We start from the raw sequence: 26,410 nt of genomic DNA on the forward strand, positions 1-26,410 counted from the left end.
GCCCCTCCTCACTATTGTTTACCTAAATGCTTCACCAGCTATTGCTTGATGAAAAATTGTGCCGGATGGCCTTGACCCAGCGAGCGATACTCATCGGACCAGATAAGATCCGTAGGGATGTTATGAATTTTATTCGAGGCTGTAATCAGCACCGGAGTTGGTCCCGCATATCCGATGACCCACTGATTCTTCTGGTGCAGCTTCACGATCTCATTGCTGTACTGATTGATTTCATCCAGTGTCTTGCTTGCTTTCACTTTTTCCCAATACTCAAGGATTTTAGCAACATCCCCTTCAGGCTTGACACCTTCCTTGCCGCCAGATTGGCTGTATAAGCCGTAATGGCCGAACCATGGTGTGATAACACGGAGCGGAACCATGGTATCCGGTCTGAAGGCTACGTTGACGACGGAAATATTCTCGGTAGTCATCGGAATCTTGTTGGCATATTTCATATCAAAATGAGTGCCTCCGTCAACCACTTTCAGGTTCGTTCGCAGCCCCATATCCTCGTAGTATTTCTTAAGCAATTCAAGGAATGGTGCTGTATCGGTCGTGCTCTCAATCACCGTGAGTGTCAACTCGGAACCATCAGGGTTCAGACGGAAGTTGTCTTTATCCCGCTTGTTCAAGCCTAACTCGTCAAGAATTTGGTTAGCGCGTTCAGGATCGTATTCCGCCCATTGCTGAGCCCATCCTTCCTGATAGCCCATTACGCCTTCAGGTACGGAAGCTTGAATCGGTTCTCCCAGTCCACTGGTGACAATCTCAGACACCTGGTTACGATCCACCCCAATGGAGAGTGCTTCCCTGAACTTGATGTCCTGGAAGAGTTTGCGGAGATTCGGATCTTCCGTAGTCTGGTTTAACTGTACTCCCGCGCTGGACCAAGCTGGTTGTGTCCAAGGGATGATACGGTAGTCACCTTTTTTCTCATTCTCTTTCAGTACCGTGAAGTCTTTGGAATCAAAGATCACCAGGTTGTAATCACCGGCAAGCGTTCCAAGGACCTTTTGGCTCGGATCTTGAATCTTAGTCGCTACAATCCGGTCAATATACGGAAGCTGTTTGCCTTCTTTATCTGTTTTCCAGTAGTACGGGTTGCGCTCCATGACAAACTGATCGCCGTTAGGATCATTGGTTGGCACCCAAGCCCGAAGTGTAGGAATCTGGTAGTGCAGCCAATCCGTATACCCGGTTTCCATCAAGAATACTTTGGGATCTTCATAACCCCATTGCTTCGTAATCTCCAATGTTTTGGCATCCCCTACGAACTCGGGAAGAATGGTTTTGTGAAAGTGTGCAGGAGCGAAGAACCACTTGTTATCAATGGCCACACGTTCTAGGAAGAGCACACTTGGATATTTGTGAGTTACGGTAAACGTGTAGTCATCCACCTTCTTCACTTCAGCCAACGCTCTATCCCCGGTAACAGGGTCAACGGAATAATAAGCGTCATAGATCTTTTTGCCAAAGGTCTCTTTGGTCAACATATGCTCCCAATAAAAGAGAACATCATCCGCTGTGAAAGGAACACCGTCGGACCATTTCATGCCTTCTCGCAAATGGATGGTGAACACGGTGGAATCATCATTCACTTCATAGCTCTTGGCTACGTTTGGCTCAACCTTGTTTCCTTCCTTGTTGAAACGAAACAGCGCTTCCTCTGTCGGTTGGCCTATCCCCCACTTATCAGGAACACCAGTCCAAGGCATGTTCCAATCTCCGCCATATTGCCCGATTTCCTCGACGACCTCTTCAACCATAATGTCTTTGGAAGCTGGTAGGCGCTCAGCCAGGGCAGGCAATTTACCTTCATCGACAAGCTTTGCCAGCATCGGGGCTTCTTTGGCACTGTTGTCCGTAACAACAGGTTCTTTCACTGTTGATTCCTCATTTTCGTTGTTAGAAGAAGATGCAGAGCATCCCCCTAGTATTGTCGTGATTAGGACAAGAACAATTAACAAGTTGCTTTTCCTTTTCAAGCTAAACCCCTCCACGTTTGGATTTGCCATTAACTTGCCTAAATATGCTCTGGTTGGCGCTCACCTCCCTAACGAAATAAACCCTTTATGTACATATGTAGATACAATTAAACCGGTTTAATTTTTATGTAACAGAGGTTCTCAATCGGGAAAACATCTCATAGAATTAAACCGGTTTAATTGACATATAAGAAAATGTAAACGCTTTATTTGTATATAATACATGGATGACTACGTTCAAGCAATAGGGATTTTACAAAAAAATTCTGTTTTTTTTAAATTCATTTCAGAAACAGTTCCGAACAGTCCAAGTCTGCTCAAACAGCCCTTACTCACAAATCCAAGTATAGGTTCCAATTGTACTAGGATTATTATGCGATCATCAATTTTTGGTAAAATTCAACATCAATTTCTCTTATTTGCGATTTGCAGCTGTATTTAGTCGAAAGCGGAATTTGGCATCCTCGCCGTACCACATTGGGAAATTGGTGCCCCAAATATTGTTATGCAGATTAAACTGCCATCCAGATTCAAGCGAAACAAACGAATTGTCGAATTGCAGTAGCCTTCTCTGTCCAGGTGCGACCAAAGCGGAATCCAATGCTTCAATAGAGGCCTGACCATCTGTGCCTTCATAGAATACTCCCTTGTCTACAGCATGCAGATTGCGGTTGCCGTCTTTTACAACATTCAACGGAGAGATTCGTCCTCCAAGCTTGTCCATCATCCACAGATTGGGGTTATCCACCTTAAGTCCGCATCCTAACCAACTTGCCTCTGGAAGACGATTCGCTTCTTTTCCAAACCATTGCAAGCTAACCTCTACCACTCCTGCCTGTGAAAACGTATATACCAGTTCCAGTTCCTTGGGTGCTCCGTACAATTCATGACTTTCTGCTGGCATGGACAACCGGAACCAATACGTATCGCCATGAGCATTGCCTGACTTGTGCATATCGGTCACGATTGGCAAGTACACCTGATGGCTTGGCAGCGGGCGCACAAATTCAAAGCCAGGTTTGCTGAAGTCGGCATCCGCCCAAGGATGTGTCACAGGCAGGTTCTGCATATAGGTACGGAAATACCTGGCGTAATCCTCCGTCCCAAAGGTTTCATAGGCATAGGCTCCGAACGGATGCTTCGCGTCCACCCAATTCTTTTCCATCTCGTCCGTCAGCTGAATCAGTGCACCATTGTTATTGAAGGCCAGCTGGTATCCGCCACTGCTATAAACTTGATGACTTGCCGCAGATACGATGTCGGAAGAAACACTTTTAACTGGATTTAGTTGTTCAAAAGCTTGCAGCGCTTCCTTCTGCTTGTCTTCACTCAGGCACGCCACAGCCGTGTCCAAATATCCCCGCTGTTCCGCCCAAGAGCTCTCTATCATGGAATAGGTACGACGGCTCGTCTCCGAAGAGAATAGTCCGCTGGAATGACTGTCGAACTCATCCATGGCGAAGGCACCGATATATTGAAATTTAGCAGGAATATCCTCCACATCGACGTCGTTCATTTCCCGCGCCCGGTTGAAGTCAGGCTTGGCATAATTCCGGAAATCCGGAAGCCATTTCTTCACATCAAGTCCCCACGTATGCTCCACAACCAGCAACATGGCATCACTCATGCCTTTATATTCTGCGCTTGCCGAATCGATCCGGCCTTCGGTCAGCCACTTGTCTCTTAACCGCTGCAACTGGCGGAATCGGGCTATTTTAAGCGGGTCGGTACCGCCTCCGTGAATCCAAGTATCCCCGAGCTCTTCACGTACAACAGGCAATTGGTCCCGCACCTGATCAAGGTGCACTGCAAATGCATCAAGAGACGAAGCCATAATCTCTGCATCGGGGTATCTTTCCTGGATATGCTGAAATTGTTCACGAATCTCTTCTGCGCTTGGCGGTCCGCAATTGTCGCCCGTATGGGCAAACAACAAGATATGATCGATACCTTCAATTTCGACTGCCTCTCCGTAGGTGTCCGCATAATTGACAATGATCTCACTGCCATCCGCTGCCTGCCATCTGAACAGTTTAGGCACATCCGGACGCATGGAAGCTGGATTAACTCCAAGATGCATATACCGGAGACCCGCTTCACTCATCAAAGGCACCATGGACAGGGTATGCCCGGGTACATCCGTCATTTTTGCTGCAATGGTCGTTTTGCCAAATTGTTTATCCAGGTCCAATCCGATGGACAATCCGTAGCGAAATAATGAGGGGTCCATCAGTTCGGTATGCGTTGTGAACGGTAATCCATGCCATACGATATGACCTTTGCGGATCGCCTGTTCCATGGCCTGTTTACCCTCTTCGGACGCATGATTCAGATAATGACGGATCAGCCAGGAACCCGTGGTCCATATGAATTGCTCTCGCCCTCCCTCTGCTTCCAACTGCGCGGACAAAGCGATAGCTTTGGGTACATACTCTTCCATGTACTGTTTTACGACGTTTTCCGCCAAATGCGTAAATCCGATATCCAGGTGAGTTTTAAAAACAACATGTACTTTTTTACGGTTAGTCATCGTTGTCTGAGCCTCCGTTGTTAGATTCACAGTTAGTACTGTTTACTTGAACAATAAGCATTGGAGACCCGCTTCATGTGAAAGCGAGTCCCCTCGTTAATCATCGCCTAATCTAAAATAACATCATTCGTTAATGCGCCTTTTTCCTGCGGTCCTGTTGGTCCTCCTGCAAGCAAAGGTTGACCAAAGAAGGAGCCTTGGGACGGATTTCCAAATTTATAGACAGACAAGCTGTTCGGATTACTGTAATCCCTGTCCAGCCATGATGGCCAAGCATTTCCCAGGCCATTGCCTGTTCGAGTATTCGGATAATACTGAAAAGCCTGGATATTGTTCCAGGTATCCCATGCCGTTCCCTGATTCGTCACATCAATCAATTGGGTCACGACGATTTCCTGATAGACATGATTGCCAGGATCTTTCCACATCCCATGGGAACCAAACGCTGAATAAGCGACAGGATGTGTATTGTTTACTTTGTCCACTTCACCCCAAGAGTAGGTTGTACCGAAAGAATGCGCGCCATAGTAAACTTGAACCGGCTTCACATAGTTACTGTTCTGATCAGTGAACTTGGCCAATCTGACCGTGACCCGCTCCCAATCTCCGACATGATCTCCCACTTCCGTGCCAAACACTGTTTTCCCGAGATCATAGGGACTGAACTGGAAATATACCAGATCGACATTGTTATACTCCTTCTCCACCCAAAACGCATAGATTGGTGCATTAGCCAGATCGCCCGTAAAATACGGTAGTTTCAGGGTATATGGATTCAACTCCGTTTTGGTCTTGAATTCATATAAGCCTGAACCTGGATTCACATAACGATCCACATAAGGCAGGGTGTGTTCTACCGAGGATGGAAAATAAACTTCGCCTTGGGCAAACCAGATTTTAGGAGCAAAGGTTTGCAATATTTCACGCTTGGCTGTGTCACTGTAATCGTTACCCGGAACGGCAACCGAGGTGGTGTCGAGCGGCGAGATGGCTTCAACCTTCAAGCTAGAAACCGAATCATTGATATCCCCGCCAACATAGATCGCATCTGCAGTCAGAACCTTGGAGTATCCAGCGAAATTGTAGTCTTTGTACAAAGTGACCTTATACCCTGGGGCTATCCGAAGTGCAGAGATGGCATCATTGCCTACTCCAGCCTTCAGTTCATCCACATTATAGCTGCCAATATCAAACTGCTGCTCAAAACCTCCATAAGGTGAATTGGAGTATGCGATAACTGGTTTATTGGGGCCTCCGATCTTCTCTACTTTCAGACTGGAGGTCGCGTCGTTAAAATCATCAAGCCATCCCGCATCGCCGGTCAGCGTTTTGGTGTCACCCGAGAAATCCTTGTCACGATACAGGGTCAATCGATATCCCGGAGCTACCTTTACCGAAGATATTTTGTCGTTACCAACCACATTAAGCTGATTCACATTGAACTGGCCAACCCCAAACGGTTGGGAGCTGCCTCCAAAATCTCCATCCTGGTAAACCGTTACGGCATTGTCCTCTGCCGCCTGCGCGGGCTGCGCCAGTGGAAAGAAAAGAGATACTGCCAAGAACGAAGCTGCAAGCAAGGATTTGATTGTCATATTCGGGCTCCTCTTCGAATAATGATTTCGTTTATTGCCAACGTTCGTACGTTCATTTCTTTTGGCTCTGCAGGTCATTTCCCAGGATGTATGGTAGCGCTTTCCGGAAAATCCTCCCTTCATCCTTGAAAGATATGTGGCATACCTTCACACTAATATATGTCATTGACATATACAATGATATAAATGTAAATTTTTCTCCAAATAAAATTCATATAACTACTATTATTTACAATATTTTTGCATGAAACGGTGAGATACATAACAAATTGTGTATTATTGAGTTTGAATTGGATAACAACCATCGTATGTCACTGACATATAAAAACCTTCCTTATCATTAAAACGAGATAAGGAAGGCTTGAATTGGCTTAAATAACGCGGAACCAGATCGACATTTATTGATTAAGATTACGTACGGAGCTTCGTTCGATGATGGTTGTGTTTACCTTGATGGATAACGCACCTTCTCGGGAATTCTCCATACGTTTGCACAGCAAATTCACTGCTGCCTGTCCAAGCTTCTCTGTGGTTTGCCTTGCCGTAGTCAGTGGCACGGGCAGTAGACTCGCCAACTGGATGTCGGAAAAACCAATGATGGACAGTTCCTCGGGTACCTGCTTGTGGATGGATAAGGCCGTGTACAAACAAGAAGTCGCGATATAATCATCCGCACAAACTACGGCTGTCATTGCGGGATTACTTTGAATGAAATCCTTGAGTTGCAGATTCGCTCCATTCAGGTTGAGCATGTAATCCTCTGCGCAATCCAGGCAAATATTACGACCGTTGACGGGAAGTGCATAGTCCAGCATGGCCTGTACATAGCCTTTATAGCGGTCCTCGCGGCTCGTCACTCCATCAAACGGCATAGAGATATACCCAATTTCCCGATGTCCTCTATTGATCAAATATTCCGTCAAGTTGTAGGCTCCCTGATAATGGTCATGATACACACAATCAATATTGACCTCACGAAAGATTCGATCGATGATCACCAATGGATAATTCAGTAGATTAAGCTCCAACACCTTTTCACTGCAGCGTGTTCGTCCCCTTGGAAACAGAATAATTCCATCGAGTCCTTCCTCGTACAATTCTTGTAGGCAGAAACTCTCATCCTCTTTATCCGTAGTGATCCGAATGAGCAGCTGGCACCCGGATTTACGTGCTTCCTGCTCAACGGATGCTATAATTCTGGCTACATAATCATCCATATTGGGGAACACCAGAGCAATTTTTCGCTTCATAAGCTTCTTGTCTGTAGTTACATTCCCCGATAATGACTCCTTACCCGGGCCGCCCAAATAATCACCCGACACAAATGTCCCCCGCCGCGCCAACCGATAGACAATGCCTTGTTTCTCCAAAATTTGCAGTGCAAGCTTGGCTGTCATACGGCTGACAGAATACAGTTTGGCGAGCTCACCTTCTGATGGCACGGGATCATGTGGCTGCAATTTCCGGTTACGGATTTCTTCCATCACCAGATCGGCAGTTTGCAAGTACAACAACGGCTTCCGATGTGGTTCCTCCATGTGAACACCTACCCCAGTTCCGGATTTTACGATCATTCTATCATTTTCTCATGTAAAAAAGTAAAAATAGCCCGTGAGCAGAAGGTTGAATGACATTCTATCCTTCTGCTCACGGGCATACAAGCAAACATTTTATTTATTTGACTTCGGCATTTAGCCGTTCAATAAGTTCAAGCAGCTCCAGCGGTTCACCGACTGTGTGAGTCGGACGTTCTGTCTCATCCACCGGCTCATGGGGATAACGCGGCGTCCAACTCTGAAAGATGCTGGTGATGCCAAGTGCATTGGCTCCCTTCATATCACGACTCAGGTTATTGCCAATCATCACTGTTCTTGAAAAATCCCCTTCGGACAAATCAAGGGCACCAATTGCTGCCTTAAACATCCGCGGGCTTGGCTTGCTGGCTTTAATATTTTCCGAAATAATCATTGCGCTAAAATAATCATGAAGTCCATGCTGCTTAAATACGTTCTTGAAGGATTGTGCATCGCCGTCAGCAACCAGGGCCAGCGTGTACCCTCTTTCATGAAGCTTCTGAATCGTGATATCCGCACCCGGAATCAAATCCGCACTCAGAACAATTCCCTCTTCGTCCCGAATCTCGGTCGATTCATCAACAATGGTATCGCCGCTGTCAAAAAAGATAATTAACTTTTTGTCGTCCATGTTCGTTATGACCGTCCTCTTCATTCAATTGGTGAAACGAATTGCCGGTTTCCACTTGACCATGTAATCCAACATTGATGTTTTAATAAAAGGTATAGCGCTTAATCTAATGTTACAATGGAGATGAATAAAAAATCAATCATTATTTCGTTGCGCTTATGCAGAGGCCTGATTTAAGCTCAATCATCTTTGCTGATAATGTAATGAGGATCATTTAGCCGGTAGTTGGAGGGGCTGCTGCTGACCAAACTGCTTTGCTTTCACTGTCATCGCTTTATCCAGCCTTGCTCTTAATCCACTCATCCACTCCGGCTCATTTGCCCATTGTTCTGCCCCAGATCGAAGCACACGTACGTAACCGTACAGATTGGCAAAACGACGACATGCCGGAAACATCGACTCCATATCATAGGCATCTCCTGCTTCCTTCCAGTACCCTTTCAAGAATATTCGCTTCTTCTGCTCCCATTCATCCGGCTGAATTTCATCCCGTAAACTATCCAGAGTCTGCTCCACATCCATTGCGTACCAGTGGTACATGGCGTCATCGAAGTCAATGGCGTAACAGGAATGACTCTCCTCGTCATAGAAGACATTATCCAGTTCAAAATCATAATGAATTAACCCGAAGTTCTGCTGTGTAACGGGCCAATTTGCAAAATAATTCCGGAGAACTTCTACCTCATTGAGCGCCGCATTCTCGCCAGGGAACTCCCCCAGAACGTCCTTCATCCAATCCAGTACATCGGTATACGTCCAGCGTTTTGCCTGTTTGGGTGTGTATTCACGAGATAAACGATGCAGCTTACCCAATGCCTCACCCAAGCTGTACACGATCTGGTCATTTATATCGATACTGCCCATCTGGTTACCAGGAACTCGTTTGAATACGGAGGCATAATACGTTCCCCAAGGCGTATGAGCCTCTACCAGCTCTTTTCCCGCATGAGAAGGTACAGCTTCCATGGCACCATATTGGTTTAGTTTAAGATAGGTCAGGAACTCCAGCTCCGCTGCAAGATTGGTTTGATTTTTCTCCTCTACAGGGGCAAAACGAAGTAAGTGAACCTTTCCTTGATCCCGGAACGGGTACACGGCATTGGAGGATATACGATAATACTGGAACATGTCCAGTGACTCCGGATCGTAACTCCAGTTTTTCAAAATCATCTCGGCGAGATCGTTATTGTGGAATAAATATTTAAGTTTTAACATGGGCATATCTCCTTAGTGGTCGTTTAATATAGAACGCTTTAAGCGTTCCGAATCCTATTTTTGCGCGCAAAAAGCCGCAGGCTATGCCTGCGGCTTTAAAAATTCTGGATACACGGGTTTACTTGCATAAGCAAATAAACCTCGTGCATACCAGGAAAAATGAGCAGTTATATCCCTATATGTCGGCAGACTTCAGATCGTCACATTAGCAGGCTCCAAATGCTTCGCCATGTGTCCGTTGCTCTGCCGGATCTATTCAGTTCGTAATCACCTTAATTGTTGTAGTAACGCTTTGCATCATCTTAGCCCGTCGTTTCATGACGCTCACTCCTTCCGAAAAACAAGTTATTTCCATAATACTCCATCAAGTGATGATAGGCAATGAATATCAAGACTGTGTAACAACCATTCGTTCTACGGTCTCGGTATTCTCCTTATACCAAACCATAACGACATCTCCCTCTTTCAGGTCAGACACCTGAAGGGATGAATTAGCATTTTGGTTGTTGCCTGGGGCACCCATGCCTTCCGTGATATCCGCATCCTCACTGATGTCCAACTTCAGTTCAATGCCCGTATCTTTCATTTCCATGCTTCCGCCTCTGGAGGCGCCAGGTTGTCTTCCATTTCCATTAGTCGAGCCTGTGGATGAGTTATCCTCCACCTCAAGCAACGAGATCGTGACGGTACTCCCTGTGGCAGAGATCACTTTGCCTGTAAGATCGGCATTCATCATCCCCCGCATATCGTCCTGACCGCCTGTTCTGCCATTCATCCCTTGCCCTCCGCCCCTTTGTGCTCCTCCATTCATGCCCGGACCACCGCCATTCATCATTCCGCCACCGTTCATGCCTTGTGCAGAACCGGTATTCGTAATGTTCTGGGCAGTAATAACATCACAAGCAGAGATTAAAACTGAGCAGGTCAGCAGCAAGAGCATAGCCGATATGAGATAACCATTTTTTCGCATACGGATCACCCTTTTCTCAGGGAAGGACGTTCCCAGCCAAGTTTTCTATGAAACATGAAATTATACGCATCTTTAAATCCCATGTACGACAATACAATCAGCAGAGGATATACGGGGTAGATATACCTCGATTTAATCTCCCACAGAATATAGAACCCGATAAATCCGAGAATAATGAGAATCAAAGAGACTTCCTCATACCGCTTTCCACGAATTGCACCGACCAAACGAATGAAAATAAAACAGTACATCATGAAATTCATCACATAAACGATCCAAAGCACCCCCGTCCGGTAGACGGAATCTCCCTTGAATAAGTCTGTTACCGCATTGGTATAACTGTAGGAGCCCGCAATTCCGCCATCTCTTCCTCCTCCCATACCCGAGGAGCTTTCGTTGCCGATGCCATATCGATCCATTTGGTAGGTCCCTTCGGTCCAGGTCCAAATGATCTTTTTGTAATACATCTGGGCCAAGTCACTTAAGCTAGCTTCCGACAGCTTGCGTTCAATCTCCTGTTTGTACAGTGCTGTACTTTCAGCTTTATTATAGTTGGCTTCTCTTTGATAAATCTGGTAGCTCTCCATGTTGTCCCAGAAGCCGAATCGTTCCAAATTAATACCCATGTTCAACCACATATAGACCGGTGCTGAATTTTCTCCAACAGGCTCACTTACAGCACCTGAAGATTTCAAGACCGCATTCTGAGTCCACCCTGGGACGTTAAACAACATAGCCAGTAAGAAAATGGAGACAATCATTTTCTTGAATCCAATACTTCGCATATTCAGCAGGATGGTTAATATAGCAGCAATCAGGACAATTACGCCAATACTTCGGAAGTAGTTGCCAATCGCGAGCAAAATGGCGGCAGTGACGATCGTCTGCCAAGACTTTTCACGTATAAACCGAATCAAAAAGTATAAACAAGACGTCAGAAATGCCGTAGCAATTACATCGTTATAGATCAGGTTGTTCAGGAACAGAGTTGGAAGATACGTGGCTGCAAAGATTAGAACCCCGTAATCACGTTCTTCGGACTTATGATTTAACTGTTTATAAATGAGATAAATCATTAATGTCGTTACCGTTGCAAACAAAATATTGAACAGCTTGATTACCAGATAATTATCCGGGAACAGGTACAGCAATGTCTTTAGGTACAAAACGGTAGAAAAGTTGAACGGGAACATGTGCAGATATCCACCCGTTTCGAACGAGGAATAATCCTGATCGTAAAGCATGTTCATCGCGAGTGAAAGCACGGTCTGTGAATCATCCGTAGGCACTCGTGGAAACACGAAGATAATTATAATTTGAATGGCCAGAGAACATAGCAGCACCACCGGAATGACAACCTTTGGACTGTATTGGTTCAGCTTCAGGCAAAGGCGGTATAACACGACACCCGATCCTAGAAGCAAAGCAATCACCGGGATAAAAATACTCCACTGCTGCGTATCCAGAATCGGATTATCCCCATACAAGGTGTAGTTGTACTGCGCCCGGACAAACAGGGATGAAACGATAAACACGCCGACAAAAACAAGCAGAATGAGATAAAGCGACTTATGGATCACCTTAGACATGCCAAAACTCCTTTTCCAGTACAGGATTCGGGAATAGTATAATGCCTGTACCTGAAAAAAGGCTGAATTCAGAGTTGTGCTCAAAAATGCTCATATAGACAACAAGGAATATGAGGATACCTCATCGAATAAGAAAAATATGTTCATAGTTAGATATCTCTCATGCATAAAGGAGAACTGAAAATGAGAAAACTCGTTCTATTTCTTCACGCATCGCTTGACGGTTTTGTAGAAGGGCCGAATGGTGAAATGGACATTGGCTGGGTTTCCTACGATGCTGATTTGGAGAAACACGCGAAAGAAATTCTGAGTACTGCCGACACTGTCATTTGGGGGCGTGGGACTTATCAGATGATGCACAGTTACTGGCCATCTGTGCCTTCGGACCCGTCAGCTTCGCAACATGAACGAGATCATGCTGAGTGGATCGAAAAGACAGCCAAAATCGTTTTTTCCACGACGTTGGAGAAAGTCGAATGGAATAATTCAAGACTCGTGAAAGAAGATATCGAGGAAGAGATCAATAACCTCAAACAGCAGCCAGGCAAAGATATGGTCATCCTCGGCAGTCCTAGGTTCGCACACCACCTTATGCAGCTTGATTTAATTGATGAGTATAAAATTACGGTTTCTCCCGTACTGATCGGTAAGGGATTGCCATTATTCCATGGCATCAAGGAGAAGATCAATCTTAAGCTAATTGAAAATAAGACCTTTGATTCTGGAGCTATTGGTCTCGTTTACCAGACGGTAAGATGACCTTATCACTTAAGGGGAGACAATCGCAAAATAACCGCCTTTTCACAAAGGCGGTTTTCTTATGGTCACAAATTTAATATTAGAATTTAACATAGCTATTTTTTTTCGGGATGCCCTGTGACAGTGTTTGAAGCAATCATGTTGATGCTTACCTTCGGTACGCTCATCATTGCCATTCTGTCCGATAAACGCAAATAGACCTCCCCCATAGCAAAGGATTGCGGTCTATTTCATCGTGCTCTTATGTTACCGAAGCCCACCGCCCTTAAAAGCGGCTATTGCTCAGAGAAGTCGTGTTACCAGCACGGCTCTCTTTGCATTTTACGTCTAATCTGCTCTAATTATTCCATTCTCAAATCTTTGAAGTCACATATAAACCGTGTTAATCATCGTACATTCTCTTATATTCATGCATATATTTACGGTACCATCCACTACTTCTTTCGCTTCTTTTCCTTAGCCTTCTCCACATTGGCCTGCACCCGAAATTCCACGATCCGGCGGATCAATTCTTCTGGCAATGGTTGATCCAAGGGAAATTGCACCGATCCTTTGGCTCCTTTATACCGTGAGAGTTCTTCCTTAAACGCTTCAATCCCACTGGCACCCGGGTAAAATCCGATATGCTTGGAGTACGCTGCAAAATGAACCAAGTTCCCGTGCTCTGCATACGTTGGCATCTTGTAACTGATCTTCTCCACGGCATTGGGAGCGGAATCGCGAATAATCTCTCTTAATGATTGTAATTTGACCTGTACATCCGAAGGAAATTGCGCGATATATTCATCTACCAGCACATCAAAAGAAGTACTCTCTGACATCTTGAACTCCTTCCACCACGTCCATTCGTGGTACGCGTATTTTTACAACGTCATGGCTCGGCCATTTCGCATCAGATAATCCTCTTTGGCTTTGTAGTCAGGCATAACACTGCCCACACGGCGCCAGAACGAGCGATCATGATTCATATGATGGATATGACATAACTCATGAATGATCACGTAATCAATCACCTCTAATGGAGCCATCGCCAAGCGGTAGTTAAACGTCAGCTTTTTATCCCAACTGCAGCTTCCCCATTTGGTCGCCGATTCGACGATGTCCACAGACTTCGGCTTCACCTTTAGCTCCTGCTGATAACGGCCGATCCGCTCACCAATCATTCTTTTACACTCGGCAACATAAAACTTCTTCAGATTCGCACGCAATTCCTCTTCCGAACGTCCCTCTACGTCAATTAACTCATGCAGCGCATGTTCTTTGCCAAAGAGCAGAAACTTCCCTTTGCCCTCCTCTTCATATTCTTTCGCTTGAGGACCGTCCAACGCCTGTTGCATCAGAGCTGATTTTGTCAAAATCACTTCCCCATGTTGCGTAACAAGCTGCCGGATCATGTCTTCGCTGGTACCATTGGGAGCCTTGATTGTGACCATATAGGGTAAATCCATCGTAATGGAAGCTTTCTTCCGTTTCCCATATTCGATGTGACAGTTAATAATGTGATTGTTTATTTCAATAGTTAGCATAACCTGCTCCACTTCTTCCGATATTTCAATTTCAAAATTTGGATTTATTCATTCAGATTGTAACCTATTCAGTAGCTCTATGCATAATGTTCAGCGACACATTATATATCTCGTATTGAATTTTTATTCATTAATATGTATTATTATAAATTATAAAATAGGAGGATAGATATGATCCCTACATCGAATCCGGATTACAAAACCATTGAGGAACTATCCCTCAACCATTGGCAGCCCTTATCCAGCTTGCTTTTTGACGGATGGGTACTGCGTTTTGCACAGGGATATACGAAGCGTGCCAACTCCATTCAACCCCTTCACTACTCTACCCAAGATGTGTATGAAAAGATCGAGCAATGCGAGCGAATGTATACTTCCAATCAGTTAAGTACCATATTTAAGATTACACCGTTTATCCAGCCGGATCATCTCGACCAGCTTTTGCATGAAAAGGGGTATGATGTTGTGGATCTGAGCCGGGTCCAGACTCGGAGCCTGGAAACTATTAAGGAGCCTGAGCACTCTGATGTAAAAATGGACGAACAGTTAACCGGAGAGTGGCTGGATCACTTTTGCAGGCTGAATCAGGTAAATGATCTGCATCGGGGAACGATGGAACAAATGTTGACCAACATCCGTACACGCACAGGTTACATCTCGCTGTTCATCGACGGACAAGTCGTCGCTTGTGGATTCGGTGTGGTGGAACGAGGTTATATTGGGTTGTATGACATTATTACGGACGCTAACTTTCGGAATCGGGGATTGGCTGAGCAGATGATCCTTCATCTATTGCATTGGGGAAAAGAGAATGGTGCTACCTCCAGTTACCTGCAAGTAGTTGCTAATAATGCTCCTGCATTAAAACTGTATGCCAAACTTGGATTCTCGGAAATCTATTCATACTGGTATAGGGTCAAGAAAGCCAAAATCTGATCTAGATCAGATTTTGGCTTCAAGCAATTTAAACAACAAAAAAGAGCTGGCTCTCAGCTCTGATTGCGCTCCAATTGTTTTTCGATTCCCAGCCTGTCGATCTGAATCCAGTATTCTGCAATTCTCTCATTCTCCACTCGATATACCGCACTCGCCATTTCAATCACGGGCAGGTTGGTCGGCGCATATCCATCCACTTCCCCGACATGAGTACCCACTTGTCTCCAGCGTACATATACTTTATCTCCCTGTGCAAGCAACTCCTGAATCTGCAGCGAAAAATCTCCGTACGCCTCAATCATTTCCCTCACATGATCCGCATAGACGGAAGGCGTTCTTGTGACGGTCACTTCCTCTTCCGAGATCACCTGGTGAGCCAGTACCTGCTCGGCCATCAGTGTATTGGCATAATCAAGATTGCGACCCGAGCGCACTTCTTCAAAAAAAGTTCTGACAATCTGTTCTGGCGTCATCCGATCCACTCCATTTTTCGTTTTATCATGCATTGTACCAGAAGTCTCGACAATTCTCACTCTCTCGCAAAGATCAATTTGACTAACTCTAATACACGATTATCACTCTATTGTATATAGTCATAATATACCATTACATATCTTGACAATAAGTCTATATGACCATAGACTAGCAAAAGACATTAGGGAATTAATAGGAGGTCTTGCTGATAAGAGGTTTGAAAATAGTTTTTAACCAGAAATGATAATATTCGGTGTTTTGATTTTTTTTAGAAATTAGCCTTTGCAACAACTGAGAAAAACGAGAAAGCGGTGTATCATGAAACGTTTATTTTTGATTATGTTTACGCTCACCCTGTTATTGGCTGGATGCCAGAGCAATGACAAGGAGAGTAGTCCGTCCGAGAATAACCCCACAGAAATAGTAGAAGGTTCTAGCGTATTAAGTTTGAAGCAGAAGTACGGCTCTGAATCGAATAAAGCGATTATGCCGATGTATAACGTAGCTCAAGATGAAGAATTCAAGTTTAAATTCAAAGCAGATCTGAAAAATAGCCGTATACAAGCAAGTGACATTATTAGTGTACATACCGATATTAAAGCACTCAAAGCCAGCAAAGTTTATGCAATATCAGAAATCAATGACAACAATGTTTCTATTGAGCCTCTTGGATCGGGTGTACTAAGCTCCGATTCATTAAATAACACGCATCAAAGTTCTTGGGGCGGTGCCCCTATCTATTACATTCGTCTGAACTATGATCCGGATGCGGAGAAGCTAACACTGCTCAATCAACCCATCATTATTCCGTTTACAGTGAAATCGGAGTTACCTGTGCCCAACCTAAGATACGAGATTGATAAAGACAGACGGTTAAAGTTGGTCTGGGACAAGGTTGAAGGTGCAACCGAATATAAAATTTATGAGCGTTCTGACCTAACTTCCTTTGATACAAACAAGCCTGTGACCGGTGCAGAGGATGCTTTTAATAATAGTCTGCCTTTAGATCTTGCGGTAACGACAGAGACGTCTTTCAATGATTTTTTGAGAGACGGAAAAGGCGGGCTCGGCACTTATAATGAACTGATAACTACTCATCAGAACCATGGTATACGAGGAGAATATTACGTCACTGCACTAGGTGGAGGCAAAGAATCCAATTTTAGCAAAGGTGTCCCTACAGCTCCGCTTGCTTCCCAGTTACCAACAGCTTTGAAAGAACAATTGTATAGGGAGAAATTAAAGAATATAGATGTACTCCCCCAAAAAACGACAGTTGAGTACAATGATGGTTCCTTAGCCCGTGAGACGATTGTTTATGATACCGCCAACGTAGAGATTTCGGAGTTCAATGAAACGAATATTCCTTTTCACGTTAAAGGAACAGCTCTGAAAAGTTACGTACGCGTAGAGAATATCACTCAAGAAGATCTGGACAGATTGAATAATCAAACGGTTGCCGAGTCCAGTAACGGACTGGTAGAACCGAAAAATGACACACCATACGTCCCTGCACCTGATGTGCCAACCATTATCAACAATCATGATACGCCTGCATCGGAAGCAGAAACAGAACCAGCAGTGGAAGCTCCATCTACGGAGTCCACAACCGATACTGGAACGTCAGAAGATAAAACTGATTCTGCATCCACCGAGGCTGGCGATGAATCTCCTGATCCAGCTTCCGAAATTGAAGAGGATAATCTGGTAGATGAGCAGAAATCCAATACACAGCAGAATGTAGAACAAGGCAATCAGGAAACGGTGCCTGAGCCGGCTACAGGCGATGCAATGATCAATGCAGATTCTGCATTGGAAGAAGTTTTGGCTAAAAACATGGTTGCTGCCCAAGACAAGATCTCATTAAAAGCTTTTCCAGAGGCCCAAAATTTCACAACGCTCTCGGATGTTGTCCTGAAAGTAATGTACCAGAATCCATTGATTCTTGGTGTGGAAGGTTTTGAATACAATTACGGTACACTTACCCTTTCAATCCATTACAATGAGTCGGCAGATGTCATCCAGAAGAAGCAGAGCGAGATTATCGCCAAATCAAACGAGGTTGTTGCTTCCATCATCAAGGATGGCATGAAGGATGATGAGAAACGGAAAGCCATCTACGATTATCTGAACGATAACGCGAAGTATGACGATGCAGCATTAGAAAATGCAGAACAGAACAACTTTAAAAATGTGGATGCACAGTTCAATGATTCGTTTACCACTTATGGTATTCTTGTCAAAGGTGTTGGCGTATGTGCCAGCTATGCTTCCGTCTACAAACTGCTCTCCGATCTGTCTGGACTGGAAAGCATCGTCGTAACGGGAGCATCTAGTGGTGTTCCTCATGCGTGGAATAAGGTGAAAATCGGAAATGAATGGTTCCATGTAGATGCCACCAACAATCTGACCAATTCCGGTATTCCTTACTTCCTGTACAATGCAAATGATGAGACGGCTGCAAGTCAGAAAACGATAGCCGATAAGGATTACTGGCTTGATGCCGAACTCGCCCTGTTTAATGGCGAAAGTGATGCGAACGATTATTATGTACAGAACGATCTCGAAGTCGCTTCGATTAGTGAATACAAAACGAAGGCTGAGAGTGAACTAAAAAATGGAGAAAATCGGGTAATTCTCCGTTTTGCCTCACCTGTGGACTCTGATGAGCTGATGACAGCTGCAGGCGAAGCCCTCGCTGCGGTAGATGAAGCCCTGCTGAATACAGCTCAATTGGCCACGCTCGGCAGCTACGCCATTCTGGAGCCTAACCCGGATCAGAAGTAATGCAATAATCAGGAAAAAGTCCATAATAACAAAGAACTCCATTCACCTTTATCGGGATTGGAGTTCTTTGCTTTACTTGCCTATGATCACTGACCTAAGATTCATAGCCCCATTTTATATCCAAAATTACGGACTAACTGTACCGCCATTGGCGTTCAGTGTCTCACCGCTCACATAGCTCGATTCCTGGCTCGCCAGGAACACAAACGCCGGCGCCATTTCAGCAGGCTGTCCTGCACGGCCAAGCGGAGTATTCGATCCAAAATCAGCAAGCTTCTCTACGGGCTGTCCACCAACGACCTGAAGCGGCGTCCATACAGGACCTGGTGCGACAACGTTCACACGGATGCCTTTACTGCCGACTTGCTGGGCCAGCGCTTTGCTGAAGGTGTTGATTGCAGCCTTTGTTGTCGCATAATCCAGCAGGATTGGAGATGGCTTATATGCCTGAATAGAAGACGTGTTAATGATGGAGCTGCCTGGTTTCATGTGTTTCACAGCTGCTTTACAGAGCCAGAACATCGAATAGACATTGGTTTTGAATGTTGCATCAAATTGTTCTGTGGTCAGATCGGCGATCTGCTCAACAAACTGCTGTTTACCTGCCACATTGGCGAGGATATCGATTCCACCGAGCTCTTTTACAGCAGATTCAATGAGTTCTTCGCAGTATTTCTCATCCTTGAGGTCGCCTGGAATCGCAACAGCCTTGCGGCCTGCTTCTTCAATCAGCTTGACCACTTCCTTCGCATCGGCTTCTTCCTCAGGAAGGTAAGCCAGAACGACATCCGCACCTTCACGGGCAAAAGCGATGGCGGCTGCCCGACCAATACCGCTGTCTGCTCCGGTTACAACAGCTTTACGTCCGGTCAGACGGCCGCTGCCTTTATAGCTTTTCTCACCTGCATCAGGTACAGGAGTCATTTCACGTTGAAGCCCCGGCTCCTCCTGCTGCTGCTTCCAATCTGATGTTGCCTTCGGATATTGTGTCGTCGGATCTTGCATGGTGTGCTGGTCTTGATTAGCCATGTACAATTCCTCCTCGGATTAATTTACAATGATCACTACGATCACAGAATAACCTTACGATCGCTGTTATCCCCAGATTTTTTTCTCTCCTTTTATAAGGGGAATATCCGGGGATAAAGGCGAACACTTCGGTTCTCCAGGTTATTTCTGCGCTCTTCGTTATCATGTAAATTTAAATTTATTTATTATGTTGTTTTCATAAAAGTTGCACTCTTTCCTTTGTAACCGAGATGAATGGAATTTAAACTGGCTCTAAACATTTCCATGGCAAACCTTCCGACTTTGAATCTCCAGTTACTGGAGGTTGTATAATAGATCCTGAGGTGATTTCATTGAACCAAAACAAAGATACCTATTCGATCGGTGAAGCTGCCAAAATGATCGGCTCAACTGTCAAAACGATTCGATATTACGATGAAATCGAGTTGCTGCGGCCCTCTTTTCATACGGAAGGTGGTCACCGTCTTTATACACCGCAAGACGTTTGGCGGCTGGAACTCATCACAACGCTTCGCTATTTGAATTTTGGCATATCGGATATTCGCAAGCTGATGTCCGGTGAACTTGGCGTGTCACAGGCGCTGGATCTACAGATTGAAGCCCTGGAAACTCAGATCGGGACCATGAATTCCATGCTCTCCATTCTGCAACAAGCGAAACAACATGAAAAGGAAAATACACTCCATTCCGGACATTCTCTAACCTATGTTTCAAGCTTAGTGGATTCGCTGACCGCCAATGCCCAAAAAAGAAAACAATTCGTTTCGGCCAAAATGGAAGAATCTCAGCTGCTGGATGGTATTCCGCATGAATGGAGAGTTTCGTTTCTGCATTTTTTCGATAAATACATGATGAAAGATACAAAGCTGTCCGCCCAAGAAACACTGGCATGGAAGGAAATCCAGGAAATCATCAACGATCCGGTCTATATCGCCGATCTGGCCCGCCTCGAACTTCCCTTCTTCACCATGGCGAATCATCCACAGATTGAAGCAGACGCCTGGGTGAAAAAAATGGAGACCATCCGCATTCGTGCCACCGAAGCTCTGGACAAATGTTGGCCGTTAGATAGCCCCGCAGTGCAGAGCATGATGTGGGATTTTGTGATGATGTACGCCAGTATTGAACATGCTGGAGATCCGGAAGCATTTTTCCGTAAACAAGCTCGATATATGCTCGACTCCGTAACAGAGCGCATCCTTCGTTTTAACAAGCTCTGCAAGATCGTGAATCCTGAATGGAGCCAGATCGTAGACGGCATTAATCTGTTGCAAGAAGGCATGCGACTGCGGTTAAAACAAATGGAAGAAGACTGAATTCCAGTCCTCTTCCATTTTTAGATTCAACCTTTTTTCAATGAATAGGATGTGTGTTCTCCCACTTCACTGTCCAACTGGAGCGGTCGCCCTTTCAGATAGTGGTTAAAGAAGTCGATTGTTGTATCATTTACGGTTTGGTGTGCTTTCCTTGCATCTACACCCTGTGACCATTCCAGAATGGGAGATACCAGATAGAGGTCCGAGAAGCTTAAATGTTTGGTATTACTCAGCTCCATCCAGTAGTTCCCTCCCGCGGTCACCGGTTCATAACGTGCATACACTTCTTCGTAGTATTTCTCGGCTTCCGGACGAGTGGTGCCCATAGCTGCAATCTCGTCGTCACTCATGACACTTGTACCTGCAACGGTTGTGTCCGCGCTCATCATGAGAAACGGTTTGCCTACACCTTCAGCAGGAATGCGCTTTTCTCCAAACAATACACCATCCATGTTCATACCTGCTTTGACACGAGGATCATCCATCAGCATCTGTACGGTTGTTGCCCCGCCAAATGAATGTCCAAACATGCCGATGTTGTCCAGATCCATATGACCGTTAAAACGCCCGTTTGCATCATTGGCAGACAGCTTCTCCACTTGATCCAGCACAAATTGCGCATCCTTCACCCATGTCTCGTTGAGCTTGTCCATATAATTGAACTGCAGTTGATCGAATCCTTCCTTGCCCTCCGATTCAAATTGCGCCACACGCCCATCCGGGAACACCGATACCAGACTGCTGTACGTATGATTAATGCCCACAACAATATACCCTTGGCTGACCAATTGCTCCACCTGGAACGTATTTTGGTTTTCATATCCATGTAGGCCATGAGAGAAAAGAATGACTGGATACTTGGCTTCCGCATCAGACAATGATGCCTCCTGAATAGCATGGGTTTTGACTTGGCTCAGGCTTGAAAATAGAAGCTTTGGCAGCGTCAGTACATCATTAAAGGCTGTTGCATACACTTTCGGATCATTCACATAAGGAGCCGTTGTTCCCTTGGTGTCATTATCCGTTGGATACCAGATCTGCACCATCAGTTCCCGTTTATCTCCGGCAGTACTCGTCAGCAATTCCTCCCGGCTCTCATCCGTCCAATCGTAGGATACCGTACCGATTCCGTAAGGTCCTGTTGGTTTATCAAACGAAAATACCGGGAACAGAAGTGGCAGCCCCATAGTCACGGCAGCGTATACTAATACCAACAGCGATGTCACGATGATTCGAACACGTCCGAATTTCCGCCCGTCGGCTGATTTTGACCTCTTAGCAATTAACACAATCAGCGGAACCAGTGTGAGCAGATACGCCGGAATCATGGGCCAACGTAATCCCTCAATCACCCCATGTACCAACAATAATACAACCGATATGACCCATCCTCCCCACACCATTTTCCGAGGTTGATTTCGGCCCCCAATCAACCACACCAGCATCACTACATTGAAAATAAGATAAATCCATTCTAGTGTTCTCATTATTCATTGCCCCCTTCTCTGCCACAATTAAAATTAAAATATATCGTGCAGCAGCTCTTCTATTTCCAATCATAAAACCTCCAGTTACAGGAGATTCAAACATGAATTTTGAAAACAAAAAATGCACCCCCTGTATGACATTGGATCTCCCGAAGGTTCTCCCATGTATTCAAGGAATGCACGTATGATATTAAGATATTAAGTTGATTAGGGAAATTATACACCTTGCCACTACGAGTGCAGTACCATCTTCCGATCGCTCTTATCCCCAGATTTTTTTGATTCACCTTTTTAAAAAGGGAAAATCCGGGGATAAAGGCGCACGCTTCGCTTCTTCAGATTGGTTCTGCCCTCTCCGTTCCGGTGTAAAATTCAGGCACAACTTCTAAACATATTAACATCAACGATTTTATAATATGAGGCTAGTGATTTCCGCCATCATCTACCCGCTGTCTTTTTCCTATGCCAAATACGAAATATCCGATCACAACGATCGCCATAAATGTCGCCCCGACAATCAGGGGTAACCGCGTATCCGGGTTAAATGCCATACCGATAATGACGAGCGTCAGATATACGATGATGATATAGTTGCTGATGGGGAACCATTTGGACTTAAAATTGTGGTCTCCCATCTCATTACCCCAGCGCTTTCTGAACCTGAACTGGCTGAAGGCTAGCGCGAACCATGGAACCATCCCCGGAAGAACACTTGCGCTATAGATGTACAGGAACAGTTTGGAGTCCGGCATCAGATAATTGAGTACCACACCCACCAGCAGCAAGGAAATCGTGATGATAATACTGTTGCGGGGAACCCCGCCTCTGGACAGCTTTTTGAAAAAGGCTGGTGCCTGTCCATTCTCCGCAAGCGTGTAAAGCATACGTCCTGCACTATAGATCCCACTGTTACATCCCGACATCGCGGCGGTAAGCACGACAAAGTTGATAATTCCCGCTGCAGCGACAATCCCGACTTTGGCAAACGTCAGAACAAACGGACTTCCCGTCTCTCCTACTTCATTCCAAGGGTACAATGTCACGATGACAAAGATGGCCCCAACGTAAAAAATGAGAATACGCCACACGATGTTTTTGATCGCTTTACGCAGCGTGATCTTCGGATTTTCCGCTTCACCTGCCGTAATCCCTACCATTTCAACGCCTTGATAAGCAGCTGTTACGATACACAGGGCAAAGAGGAAACCTTTGATGCCTCCAGGGAAAAATCCGCCATGGCTCACCAGATTCGATAGCCCAATGGGCTGTCCTCCGTTCCCCCAGCCGAAGAAGATCAGTCCGGTTCCAATCACGATCATGAAGACAATTGCCGTCACCTTGATCAGTGCAAACCAGAATTCGAATTCACCATAGTACTTTACCGCTGCCAGATTCGCTGCCGCAATAATGAGCACGCCAGCCAAGGCAGGCAGCCATTGTGGAATATCCGGGAACCAGTAGCCTACATAAATCCCAATCGCGGTGACTTCCGCCATACCAACCGTGACCCAGAGGAACCAATAACTCCAGGCAGTCAGGAACCCGGCGAGTGGACTGATATACTTATGAGCAAATGTGGCAAATGAACCGGTGACAGGCTCCTGAATCAACATTTCCCCCATAATACGCATGACAAAAAAGATAATGATCCCGGCCAGCAAATAGGCCAGTAGCACTGAAGGACCTGCCCATTTGATCGTACTTGCCGATCCCATGAACAATCCGACCCCGATCGTACCTCCGAGCGCAATCAGCTCTACATGGCGGGGCTTTAGCCCTCTAGATAGTTGCTTTGATTCCAAACGATTCTCCCCTTTTCTGGTGTACAGCTTCTTGTTGTAAGATTACATTATCATATTCACATTAACGCAATGCAGAATTACTTCACCAAATTGTACGAGATGTTCCGCAGAAATACAACAAGGAATGTAAGGAAGCGGATTCATCGAATAAATGGGCAGCAGGCCATGCAAAACCAGAATAACCAGAGCATTCAATGCTTGTCACCGGACTTACACATTTGACTTAGTGCTCTCAATCAAGCCGTACAACAAAGTAGCATCCCCATCAAATATAGACGCAAGTACTCGTCCAATTCCCTCCGTGTGAAGAAGCTTCGATCAGAACGATAATTCCAGATTATATGGAGGTAGACTCCAGCAAACTTTGCCGTTCAGCAACATTATCCTCTCGCGACAACACAGCACATTCACGAAAAGCAAAATGCTTGCAGCCTAGGCATTTCTGGTGATTTAGATGCTGTAATGCATAATTGATGGCATCACCGGTATGCTCAAACATGTGATCAGGATGAATGCGCTCCATTAAACCCGTTTTCCTCATCATCTCCAAGGGCTGTGCCTGAACGCCTGAAAACAGTATCATGCCACCATATCGCTCAAAATGCTTCACCAAACTGGCAAGGTTGGCTTCACCTGTTGTATCCATAAAAGGAACCTTCCCCATACGCAGCAGCAGAATACCTGGTCTTTGATGAATTGAATCCATCACCGATTTCTCAAACAGATCTGCCGCTCCAAAAAACAAAGGGCCTTCAATCGTATACATACTGATCTGTGGACAATCATGCCCTTCATCAACCATATGCGCCATAACCTTCTCATGCTTGTGATCGGGATCAGGCAGCACTTTGGCAACCTTCAGCATCTCGCTCATGCGCTTCACGAATAGAAGGACCGCAAGGATCAATCCCACCTCCACAGCGGTGGTTAGACTCGTAAAAACGGTGAGCAAAAAGGTAATGAGTAGTACGAGTGAATCACTCGTTTTGGTTTTCATTACATGTATGAACGATCTCCGCTCACTCATATTCCAGGCAACCAGCATCAGCACCGGGGCCATACTGGCAAGCGGGATGTGGGACGCATATGGTGCGAAGAGAACAAGCACCAGCAACACAACAACGCCGTGAATAACGCCAGAAAATGGCGATAATGCACCGGATTTAATATTCGTTGCCGTACGCGCAATGGCCCCTGTTGCTGGAATGCCGCCGAATAGCGGTGTCACCATATTCGCGATTCCCTGCCCAATCAGCTCCCGATTGCTGTTATGACGGCTCCCGGTCATGCCATCCGCAACAACAGCTGATAAAAGCGATTCGATACCGCCCAGCATGGCGATGACAAAAGCGGGCTGCAGCAAACTCACCACACGAGCCCATGTGATCTCTGGGATATGAAACTGGGGTAGCGCTCCTGGAATAATACCGAAGGTCGAGCCAATCGTAGCCACATGATCCTTGAAAAAGAGTGCAGCCACGACGGTGGATAGAAAAAGACCAAGCAGCGAGGCTGGTACCTTTGGTGCAAACTTTGGCACAAGCAAAAGAACAACCAGACAAATTCCAGCTGTCAACAAACTGTATATATTAACCGTCGAGATATGCACACCGATTTCTTTCATATTGGACCAGAAATCCTCGTGCTTCTCAATGCCGCTCAGCCCCAGAAAATTCGCAATTTGCCCACTAAAAATAATCACAGCAATACCCGCCGTAAATCCAATGGTCACGGGTCTTGGAATAAATTTGATCAACGCGCCAAGCTTGAAAACGCCCATAAGTACAAGCATCAATCCCGCCATCATCCCGGCAATCAGCAGATTTTCGTATCCATACTGCATGACAATGGCGAAGAGGATCGGAATAAATGCACCCGTTGGACCACCAATCTGGAATTTGGATCCCCCCAGCAAGGAAATGAGAACGCCCGCGATTATCGTTGTATACAGACCATACTCAGGTTTGACTCCGGAAGCTATCGCAAACGCCATTCCGAGCGGGATCGCAATAATGCCCACAATCAGTCCGGATAACAGATCCTTGCGAAAAGCGGAAGCATTGTATCCTGCAAATCTCCCCATCCATTTCATCTATCTTAACCTTCTTTTCTTTATATATTTGAATATTTGAATATAACAAAAAGACTACTCCGGTCTGTGCTCTCTGTCAATCGTAATGTTCACAACAGTTACCCTCATAAAAC

Annotated in this window: 21 protein-coding genes; 5 read left to right on the forward strand and 16 right to left on the reverse strand. The window is 45.4% G+C overall.

Annotated elements, in window-relative coordinates:
* Nucleotides 1-38 precede the first annotated feature (38 nt).
* The 8 genes from ACR1R9_RS23125 to ACR1R9_RS23160 all read right to left on the reverse strand — a co-directional run bounded on the left by ACR1R9_RS23125 (nucleotide 39) and on the right by ACR1R9_RS23160 (nucleotide 12,089).
* Nucleotides 39-1,883: an ABC transporter substrate-binding protein gene (locus tag ACR1R9_RS23125; RefSeq protein ID WP_310854888.1), complete on the reverse strand. Its 1,845-nt coding sequence runs from the start codon at nucleotides 1,881-1,883 to the stop codon at nucleotides 39-41.
* A gap of 517 nt (nucleotides 1,884-2,400) precedes the next feature.
* On the reverse strand, nucleotides 2,401-4,515 hold the full coding sequence (locus ACR1R9_RS23130) for a DUF5054 domain-containing protein (RefSeq protein ID WP_076291657.1): 2,115 nt from the start codon (nucleotides 4,513-4,515) through the stop codon (nucleotides 2,401-2,403).
* Between the two features lie 107 nt (nucleotides 4,516-4,622).
* Nucleotides 4,623-6,110: a Vps62-related protein gene (locus tag ACR1R9_RS23135; protein ID WP_433922582.1), complete on the reverse strand. Its 1,488-nt coding sequence runs from the start codon at nucleotides 6,108-6,110 to the stop codon at nucleotides 4,623-4,625.
* A gap of 398 nt (nucleotides 6,111-6,508) precedes the next feature.
* The gene (locus ACR1R9_RS23140) at nucleotides 6,509-7,684 is read right to left on the reverse strand and encodes a GntR family transcriptional regulator (protein WP_433922581.1); all 1,176 of its coding nucleotides are present in this window, start codon (nucleotides 7,682-7,684) and stop codon (nucleotides 6,509-6,511) included.
* Nucleotides 7,685-7,784: 100 nt separating this feature from the next.
* The gene (locus ACR1R9_RS23145; protein ID WP_076291655.1) at nucleotides 7,785-8,315 is read right to left on the reverse strand and encodes an HAD family hydrolase; all 531 of its coding nucleotides are present in this window, start codon (nucleotides 8,313-8,315) and stop codon (nucleotides 7,785-7,787) included.
* 210 nt (nucleotides 8,316-8,525) lie between these two features.
* A complete protein-coding gene (locus tag ACR1R9_RS23150) occupies nucleotides 8,526-9,530 on the reverse strand; it encodes a phosphotransferase enzyme family protein (RefSeq protein WP_433922580.1) in 1,005 nt (334 codons plus the stop codon).
* A gap of 388 nt (nucleotides 9,531-9,918) precedes the next feature.
* Nucleotides 9,919-10,500 (reverse strand): hypothetical protein, encoded by a 582-nt coding sequence (locus tag ACR1R9_RS23155; RefSeq protein ID WP_433922579.1) that lies wholly within the window; start codon nucleotides 10,498-10,500, stop codon nucleotides 9,919-9,921.
* A 5-nt stretch (nucleotides 10,501-10,505) separates the two neighbouring features.
* Complete coding sequence (locus ACR1R9_RS23160; protein ID WP_433922578.1) at nucleotides 10,506-12,089, reverse strand: glycosyltransferase family 39 protein; 1,584 nt, start codon at nucleotides 12,087-12,089, stop codon at nucleotides 10,506-10,508.
* A gap of 183 nt (nucleotides 12,090-12,272) precedes the next feature.
* On the opposite strand from ACR1R9_RS23160, the gene ACR1R9_RS23165 reads away from it, so the two are divergent.
* Together ACR1R9_RS23165 and ACR1R9_RS23170 are read left to right on the forward strand one after the other, a co-directional pair.
* On the forward strand, nucleotides 12,273-12,848 hold the full coding sequence (locus tag ACR1R9_RS23165; protein WP_433922577.1) for a dihydrofolate reductase family protein: 576 nt from the start codon (nucleotides 12,273-12,275) through the stop codon (nucleotides 12,846-12,848).
* A gap of 123 nt (nucleotides 12,849-12,971) precedes the next feature.
* Nucleotides 12,972-13,046, forward strand: coding sequence for a putative holin-like toxin (locus tag ACR1R9_RS23170; protein WP_433956462.1), 75 nt, complete (start codon nucleotides 12,972-12,974; stop codon nucleotides 13,044-13,046).
* A gap of 236 nt (nucleotides 13,047-13,282) precedes the next feature.
* Here the strand turns inward: ACR1R9_RS23170 and ACR1R9_RS23175 are convergent, their stop codons facing one another.
* Together ACR1R9_RS23175 and ACR1R9_RS23180 are read right to left on the reverse strand one after the other, a co-directional pair.
* Nucleotides 13,283-13,669, reverse strand: a complete 387-nt coding sequence (locus ACR1R9_RS23175; protein WP_099859016.1) for an iron chaperone — start codon at nucleotides 13,667-13,669, stop codon at nucleotides 13,283-13,285.
* Between the two features lie 42 nt (nucleotides 13,670-13,711).
* Nucleotides 13,712-14,374 carry a M48 family metallopeptidase gene (locus ACR1R9_RS23180; RefSeq protein ID WP_099859015.1) on the reverse strand — a complete coding sequence of 221 codons (663 nt, stop codon included), beginning with the start codon at nucleotides 14,372-14,374 and terminating at the stop codon, nucleotides 13,712-13,714.
* A 171-nt stretch (nucleotides 14,375-14,545) separates the two neighbouring features.
* On the opposite strand from ACR1R9_RS23180, the gene ACR1R9_RS23185 reads away from it, so the two are divergent.
* Nucleotides 14,546-15,310 carry a GNAT family N-acetyltransferase gene (locus ACR1R9_RS23185; RefSeq protein WP_099859013.1) on the forward strand — a complete coding sequence of 255 codons (765 nt, stop codon included), beginning with the start codon at nucleotides 14,546-14,548 and terminating at the stop codon, nucleotides 15,308-15,310.
* Between the two features lie 53 nt (nucleotides 15,311-15,363).
* On the opposite strand, the gene ACR1R9_RS23190 is transcribed toward ACR1R9_RS23185, so the two are convergent.
* Complete coding sequence (locus tag ACR1R9_RS23190) at nucleotides 15,364-15,783, reverse strand: ester cyclase (RefSeq protein ID WP_063567144.1); 420 nt, start codon at nucleotides 15,781-15,783, stop codon at nucleotides 15,364-15,366.
* Between the two features lie 319 nt (nucleotides 15,784-16,102).
* On the opposite strand from ACR1R9_RS23190, the gene ACR1R9_RS23195 reads away from it, so the two are divergent.
* The gene (locus tag ACR1R9_RS23195) at nucleotides 16,103-18,571 is read left to right on the forward strand and encodes a transglutaminase domain-containing protein (protein ID WP_433922576.1); all 2,469 of its coding nucleotides are present in this window, start codon (nucleotides 16,103-16,105) and stop codon (nucleotides 18,569-18,571) included.
* A gap of 126 nt (nucleotides 18,572-18,697) precedes the next feature.
* On the opposite strand, the gene ACR1R9_RS23200 is transcribed toward ACR1R9_RS23195, so the two are convergent.
* Nucleotides 18,698-19,600 (reverse strand): SDR family oxidoreductase, encoded by a 903-nt coding sequence (locus tag ACR1R9_RS23200; RefSeq protein ID WP_024631293.1) that lies wholly within the window; start codon nucleotides 19,598-19,600, stop codon nucleotides 18,698-18,700.
* A gap of 332 nt (nucleotides 19,601-19,932) precedes the next feature.
* Here ACR1R9_RS23200 and ACR1R9_RS23205 point away from each other — a divergent pair, with 332 nt between their 5' ends.
* Entirely contained in the window at nucleotides 19,933-20,916 is a 984-nt protein-coding gene (locus tag ACR1R9_RS23205; RefSeq protein WP_433922575.1) for a MerR family transcriptional regulator, read from the forward strand.
* 26 nt (nucleotides 20,917-20,942) lie between these two features.
* Here the strand turns inward: ACR1R9_RS23205 and ACR1R9_RS23210 are convergent, their stop codons facing one another.
* The 4 genes from ACR1R9_RS23210 to ACR1R9_RS23225 all read right to left on the reverse strand — a co-directional run bounded on the left by ACR1R9_RS23210 (nucleotide 20,943) and on the right by ACR1R9_RS23225 (nucleotide 26,297).
* A complete protein-coding gene (locus ACR1R9_RS23210; RefSeq protein ID WP_433956396.1) occupies nucleotides 20,943-22,268 on the reverse strand; it encodes an alpha/beta hydrolase family protein in 1,326 nt (441 codons plus the stop codon).
* Nucleotides 22,261-22,521 (reverse strand): hypothetical protein, encoded by a 261-nt coding sequence (locus ACR1R9_RS23215; RefSeq protein ID WP_433956397.1) that lies wholly within the window; start codon nucleotides 22,519-22,521, stop codon nucleotides 22,261-22,263. The genes ACR1R9_RS23210 and ACR1R9_RS23215 overlap by 8 nt, the downstream gene beginning before the upstream one ends.
* A gap of 304 nt (nucleotides 22,522-22,825) precedes the next feature.
* Nucleotides 22,826-24,205, reverse strand: a complete 1,380-nt coding sequence (locus ACR1R9_RS23220) for an amino acid permease (RefSeq protein ID WP_099859010.1) — start codon at nucleotides 24,203-24,205, stop codon at nucleotides 22,826-22,828.
* 337 nt (nucleotides 24,206-24,542) lie between these two features.
* Nucleotides 24,543-26,297 carry a SulP family inorganic anion transporter gene (locus ACR1R9_RS23225; RefSeq protein WP_433922573.1) on the reverse strand — a complete coding sequence of 585 codons (1,755 nt, stop codon included), beginning with the start codon at nucleotides 26,295-26,297 and terminating at the stop codon, nucleotides 24,543-24,545.
* Nucleotides 26,298-26,410: the final 113 nt, after the last annotated feature.

It is taken from the genome of Paenibacillus taichungensis (assembly GCF_050994985.1).
Classification (GTDB): Bacteria; Bacillota; Bacilli; order Paenibacillales; family Paenibacillaceae; genus Paenibacillus; species Paenibacillus taichungensis.